Source organism: Streptomyces bohaiensis (genome assembly GCF_012033785.1).
In the GTDB taxonomy this organism is placed as follows: domain Bacteria; phylum Actinomycetota; class Actinomycetes; order Streptomycetales; family Streptomycetaceae; genus Streptomyces; species Streptomyces bohaiensis.
In genome coordinates, this window is sequence record NZ_JAAVJC010000269.1 from 1 (window position 1) to 6355 (window position 6355).

At 74.8% G+C, this 6355-nt stretch carries 6 protein-coding genes and 1 pseudogene; 1 reads left to right on the forward strand and 6 read right to left on the reverse strand.

The window, feature by feature from the left end:
- A partial coding sequence (locus HCN52_RS20515; protein ID WP_168089936.1) for a DUF8185 domain-containing protein occupies window positions 1-521 on the forward strand: 521 nt, incomplete at its 5' end.
- 221 nt (window positions 522-742) lie between these two features.
- Here the strand turns inward: HCN52_RS20515 and HCN52_RS20520 are convergent.
- The 6 genes and pseudogenes from HCN52_RS20520 to HCN52_RS20545 all read right to left on the reverse strand — a co-directional run.
- Window positions 743-1147, reverse strand: a complete 405-nt coding sequence (locus HCN52_RS20520; RefSeq protein WP_168089937.1) for a globin — start codon at window positions 1145-1147, stop codon at window positions 743-745.
- 196 nt (window positions 1148-1343) lie between these two features.
- Window positions 1344-2408, reverse strand: coding sequence for an ABC transporter permease (locus HCN52_RS20525; protein WP_168089938.1), 1065 nt, complete (start codon window positions 2406-2408; stop codon window positions 1344-1346).
- Entirely contained in the window at window positions 2405-3133 is a 729-nt protein-coding gene (locus HCN52_RS20530; RefSeq protein ID WP_168089939.1) for an ABC transporter ATP-binding protein, read from the reverse strand. Before HCN52_RS20530 ends, HCN52_RS20525 begins: the two co-directional genes overlap by 4 nt.
- Before the next feature lie 153 nt (window positions 3134-3286).
- Window positions 3287-4186 carry an FHA domain-containing protein gene (locus HCN52_RS20535; protein WP_168089940.1) on the reverse strand — a complete coding sequence of 300 codons (900 nt, stop codon included), beginning with the start codon at window positions 4184-4186 and terminating at the stop codon, window positions 3287-3289.
- Window positions 4187-4206: 20 nt separating this feature from the next.
- Window positions 4207-5216, reverse strand: a pseudogene (locus HCN52_RS20540) (hypothetical protein).
- A 17-nt stretch (window positions 5217-5233) separates the two neighbouring features.
- On the reverse strand, window positions 5234-6355 hold a 1122-nt coding region (locus HCN52_RS20545; protein ID WP_168089941.1), incomplete at its 5' end, for a PP2C family protein-serine/threonine phosphatase.

The window sequence follows — 6355 nt, forward strand, 5'->3', positions numbered from 1 at the left end:
GCCTCGCTCCGGTCGCCTTCGGGACGGCCGGCGGGGCCGGCGCGGAGATCGACGCCACGGTGTCCGCGGGGCAGCTGTTGCACGGCATCGACGAGGGGGCCGCGAGCCTGGCGGTGCCACCGGCGGTGACCGGCCCGTCCTGGGCGGGCGTGCTGCCGCCGCGCGGCCAGTGGCGGCGCGTCGCGGAACCCTCGCTGGCGGAGGTGCGGGCCGAGGCCGCCGCCGTGGTCGCCGAGTTCCGCTCGCGCAGCGAGGCGCTGCACGACACCCAGCGGACCCGGTCCGCGCTGGACACCCTCGCCGAGGAGATCTGGAACCGGCCGCTGCCCGGCACGGGGCTGCCGCTGCGAGCCGTCCACGCGGCGCACGCGCTCGGGTTCCTGCAGCCGGGAGCCGACCCGTCGGCGGAGGACGTGCCGGTGCCGGTGCTGGCGGCGGGAGCCTGGCTGCGGCTGCGCACCCCGCACGGCTCCACGGCGATCCGGGTCGGGCGGCCGGGGCTGAGTCTCACGCCGCTGTGATCCCGTGACGCGGGAGGCGACGGCGGCGGGCCGGGGCACCGAGGCCGAAGGCCGCCGCCGCACGCGCGGGTCGAGCCGGTCGAGAGGGACACTGAGGGAACCGGCGCTGGCCGCGGGCCGACTCGTCGGCAGTGACGGCCCGGTCGCCCCTGTCGCCCGACTCTCGTCGGCCCTGCCCGAGGCGGTGGACCGAGGCGGCGGGCCGGGGGCCGCTCCCGGGCTCAGTCCGGGGTGTTGATCATGGAAGCCGCGGCGTAGACCATGTAGTCCCACAGCTGCTTCTCGTGGTGCGGGGACAGTTCCAGGGAGTCGACCGCGTCGCGCATGTGACGCAGCCAGGCGTCGTGCGCCTCGCGGTCGACACGGAACGGGTTGTGCCGCATCCGCAGCCGGGGATGGCCGCGGTTCTCGCTGTAGGTGCGGGGACCGCCCCAGTACTGCATGAGGAAGAGCGCGAAGCGGTCCTCCGCGGGGCCGAGGTCCTCCTCGGGGTACATCGGCCGCAGCACCGGGTCCTCGGCGACGCCCTCGTAGAACCGCCGGACCAGCCGCCGGAACGTCTCCTCGCCACCCACCTGCTCGTAGAAGGTGGTGGTCTCCAGCTTGCCGTGCGGGATCTGAGTCACTCCTCCATGGTCTCAGACGGGCGGCCGAGGACCCTGGGCGTAGGTCACGGGCGTAGGTCACCCGCGCGGGGGCGGGCCCGGCCGCGTGCCGGCCGGCCCGGGAGGTTCACGGCACCGCCGCGGTGGTGCGGGGCCGTCGTGCGCTCCCCCCCCCGCACCACCGCGCGCCGGTCGGGCCGGGCACCCGCGGGACACCTCAGGCGTTGTCCCACCGGAAGAGCTTGGCGGCGACCGCGGTGAGTGCCGCGGCGAACAGCAGCAGGATGCCCATGGTCGGCAGGGCGTCCGACAGACCCCCACCACGGGAGAGCACCGACATCATGGCCTCGTTCAGGTGCTTCAGGGGCAGCGCCTGGGAGACCGTGTTCAGCCACCCGGGCATGTTGTCGGTGGGGAAGAACGAGCCGGAGAGGAACGCCATCGGCATGATCACGACCTGGAGCGCCCCGTTGGCCGCCTCCTCCGTCTTGGCCCAGGCACCGATGACCAGGCCGACCGACATGAACGCGAGCGTGCCGCAGACGACCAGCGGGATGGCCAGCCACCAACTGCCCGTCAGCTGCAGACCGTAGAAGGGGATGACGGCCACCCCCAGGAACACGACGAGCTGCACCAACGACAGGCCCACGCTCACGCCGACGCGTGCGCCGACGACGTGCGCCGGCCTGACCGGCGCCAGCCACAGCCGCCGCAGCAGCCGCTTCTTCCGCCAGCTGACCAGCGTGAGGGCCGACATGAAGCTCGCACCCATGGCCACCGCCCACCCCAGGAGCCCGGGGGCGAGGAACTGGATCGCCTTCACCGACTCGTCCTCGACCTGCCCGGTGGTGACGCGGTACGCCGGCTCCTGCCCGGTAGCGGCGACGTTCGCCTCCTGCACCAGGCCGTTGACCAGCCCGGTGACGACGCCGGAGCTGCCCTGCCCGGCAGCGGAGACGAACAGCGTGACCTCGCCGTCCTCCTCCCACACCGCGCCGTCCAGATCGCCCTGGCGCACGTCCTCCAGCGCCTGGTCCCGGTCGCCGACCCGCTCCAGCCGCAGGCTCTCGTCGAGCGCGGCCAGCTGCTCGTCCCCGAGGGTGTCCAGCACCTCTACCGGGCCCACCTGAGCGACCGTCACCCTGCTGCTGCCGTCGCTCTGGAACAGCGCACCGAACAACAACAGGAACATCAGGGGGAACAGCAGCATGAAGAAGACCGCGGTGCGGTCCCGGACCATGCCGAGCACCATGACCTTGGAAAGGCTCAGCAGCGTTCTCACTCGCGGTACTCCCGTCCGGTCAGGGAGAGGAAGACGTCCTCCAGGGTGGCCACGCCCAACTCCTCGACGAGCTGCCGCGGCGGGCCGACGCGCAGGACCTTTCCCCGGTCCATGACCGCGACGCGGTCGCACAGCGTCTCCGCCTCGTCCATGTAGTGCGTGGTGAGCACGACGGTGCGGCCCTCTTCGTTGATGCCGCGCAGCAGGTCCCACAGGTTGCGGCGAGCCTGCGGGTCGAGGCCGGTCGTGGGCTCGTCGAGGAAGACCAGCTCCGGGTCGTGCACCAGGGCGCAGGCGATGGAGAGCCGCTGCGCCTGCCCGCCGGAGAGCCGGTCGTCCTGGACGTGCGCCTTGTCGGTGAGGCCCACCGACTCCAGCATCGCGTCGGCGCGCGCGGGGGAGACGCCGTAGAACGAGGCGAAGCTGCGGATCTGCTCCCGGGCGGTGAGCTTCTCGAAGAACGCGGAGGCCTGGAGCTGCACGCCGATGCGGCGCAGCAGCGCCGTGTTGCGCGGCCAGGACGGCTCACCCAGCAGCAGGGCACTGCCCTCGTCGGGCCGGCGAAGCCCTTCGATGATCTCCATCGTCGTCGTCTTCCCGGCGCCGTTGGGCCCGAGAATGCCGTAGAACTCACCGGTCTCGACCTCGAGGGAGACACCGTCCACGGCCTGGACGTCCCCGTAGCGCTTGCGCAGTCCCTCGGCCTTGATCGCTGACGTGGTCATGGAACGATCCTAGGGCGGCGGTGATGCCTGCCCGCCGGAGCGCTAGGTCACGATCATGTCAACCCGCGCCGGGCCGCGGCACGATGATGCCGCGGCCCCGGACGGGACGCGGGCGCCGCCCGCCTCGGGGCGCGGCAGCCGCAGCGCTCGGCGTCAGCCGCGGTGCACGCGGAGGGTGGTCCAGGCGCCGACGTGGACGAGGTCGCCCTCGGCGAGCGGTACGGGCACGAACGGCTGGATCGGCTCCTCGGAGCCGTTGACCGTGGTGCCGTTGGTCGAGTCCTGGTCGACCACGGCCCAGCTGCCGTCCGGCTGCTGCACGAGCACCGCGTGCTGGTGGGAGACGCCCGGGTCCTCGGGCGCGCGGCCGAGGTCGATGTCGGGTGTCGCGCCGCTCGACTGCCGCCGCCTGCCGATCGTCATCTGCCGGCCGACGAGACGGACCTGCTGCTCCGGAGCGTACGAGGGCAGCGACAGCTGCGCCGCCTCCGGCCCGGAGCGGTGCATCATCGCCGCGAAGTACGCGTGGTCGGGGCCTATCGTCACCATCCACCCGCCACCCCCGGTGCCGCCGTAGCCGCCGGCGCGAGGGTCCGCCGAGGGGGGCGGGCCGGGCGGCGGGGGCGGCGTGGTGGGAGGCGGCAGCATCCAGTCGCCGGTCGGCTCCGGACGCGGGGCGGCGTGCTGCGGGGCCTCCTGCGGATAGCCCGGCTGCGGGAAGGGCGGGGGAGCCGGCGGCGCGGGGTAGCCGGGCGGGGGAGCGCCGTGCGCGGACTGGGGCGGCAGGTACGCCGTGGCGCGGCTGGTCGCGAAGTTGTACCGGCACTCCTCGCAGTACGGTCCCGGCGAGGTGCGCGGGGTGTGGCACCGCGGACACGACTCGGTGTGCGCGGTGGCCCCTGGCTGCTGCGGGGGCGGCCCGCCGACGGGTGGGGGCGGAGCGGGGTACCCGGGGACGGGGAGGGGCCCGCCCGCGGCCGGCTGCATGCGGTGACCGCAGACCTCGCACCAGTCGTCGGCCATCGACGGGTGGCCGTTCGGGCATGTCGGCATGAGCGTGCCTCCACCTCTGGTCAGCTCGTTCCCCGGAGAGTCCGGACGGTCCGGGCGGACCGGGTCGCGAGGGTCATCTCATCGGCGTCGGACACCGTCGCCTTGAGTCGAACAGTACCGTTCACGACGTCCTCCACGTCCACCACCGTCGCGAGCAGCCGGGCCGTCTCCGCGTGGCCGGAACGGTGGGCCGGCCGGACCGCCGGCCCCAGTCGTGCGGTGGCGCCGCCGACGTCGCCGCGGTGGCGCAGGTCGAGGCCCTCCACGATGGCGGCGGCGAGGTGCGACTGCCGCGTGTAGCGGGCGACATGGGGTTCACCGCGGTACGCGCCCCGCTTCTCGCGGCCCGCACCGCGCGGACGTCAGCTGCGCCGAGGGTGACGACAGCGCCGCGTGGGTCGTGTGTGACGAGGGACACCCGGCCCGCGAGCACCTCCTGGTCGACGGCGCCGGCCGGTACGGCGAGGCACACGTGGTAGTCCCGCGACTCCGACCCCCAGGAGCCGGTGGGGTAGTCGCCGGTGCCGGGCCCGGCACCGGCACGGCGGCCGGTGAGGTCCTCGGCGGCGGGCGCCACCTGCTTGACGAGGACCGGGGCCCCCCCGCCCGGGGTCCAGAGCCGCAGCGCGACCCGGGAGACGCCCCGGCCCGTCGCGGTGCGACCACCACCGGGATGGATCTCGGGCGCGCGGTGGGTGCCGCGGACGAGCGCGAACGCGGTGCCGTCCGGGAGGGCGTCGACCGCGGCGGCGGTCGCACCGCGGGCGGCGGCCGGCTGCTCGGGCGGGTGGTTCATCGAGCCCGAGCAGTCCACCATCACCACCACCGCGCTCTCCGGGTCACCGCCCCGGGGACCCGCTCCCGGCCCGGTGGCTGCCGCCGCGGGGCCGGTCGTCGCGGCCGACGCCGTGGCGGTCACGACCGCGTGGACCTGTGTGGCGTCGCGGTGGAGGTGCTCGTTCTGGTGCACCTCCACCGCGAACCGCGGCAGCCGACCGGCCGGGTGGTCCGGCAGCGCCCGTTGCGCCATGACTGCTGTCCTTCCGCTCAGTCGGGTCGGGCGACGTACTGGGTCGCGGTCGGCGGCACCGCGGCCCGGCCGGCCGCCTGCTCCCGCCGGTCACCGGCGGTGGACCCCGGGGTGGGGAAGGGGATGACGGCGACGGTCACGTTGTCGTGCCCGCCGGAGTCGAGTGCGTACCGGACGAGCTGCTGAGCGCTCGGCAGGGGGGAGGTGCGGGCGTCGCCCGGCACCTTCGCCGCCATCTCCTCCGCGGAGTCCGCGTAGTTCCACAGCCCGTCGGTGCAGACCACCACGACCCCGGGGTGGTTGGGCTTGAACGACGCGGTGTGCGGGTCGAGTTCGGGGTTGTCGGCCCCGAGCCACGCCGTGATGGCGTGTGCCCGGCGGTCCTTCATGGCCTCTTCCTCCGACATCAGCCCGGCCTTCACCATCTGGGCCGCCCAGGAGTCGTCCTCCGTCAGTCGGATGGGGTGGGCGTTGCCCTCCAGCGGGAGCCAGTACGCCCGGCTGTCGCCGACCCAGCCGACGGTCAGTTCTCCGCCGGTCGTGACAGCGCTGACCAGGGTGCAGGCGGGCGCGTTGCGGCCGGGGACGCGCTCCTGCCGCGCGAGGGCGTTGACGGCCTCGCCGGCGGCCAGCAGCGCGTCGTGCATCGCTCGTCGGCCGTCGGTGCCCCGGGCGAGCGCGGTGGCGAGCGCACCGCCCGCCGCCTCGGCCGCGGCCTCGGACGCCTCGTCGGGGCGGGTGGAGGAGGAGACGCCGTCGCAGACGACCGCGATGACGGCGGGCGTGCCGTCCGGCAGCACGGAGGTCGAGAGGGAGAACGCGTCCTCGTTGCGATGGTGGCGGAGCCCCACGTCGCTGACGCCCGCGACGCCGTCGAGGGCGCGCTCGACGTGGTCACGGCCGTTCTCTCCGCCGCCCGAGCGGGGCTTCTCCGCGGGCGGCCCGGGAGGCTGCCCGGAACCACCGGCGGGGACCCGCGGATCGACGGGGCCGTTGCCGCTGCCGTGGTCGCTACCGCCGCCGTTGCCACCCGAGCCGGGGGTGGCGGCCGGGGCCGCGCACCGCGCCGCCTCCGGCGGGCAGACGGTCCGGGGACCGCCGAAGACGACGAGCGCCGCGCCGCTCCAGCTGACGTAGGG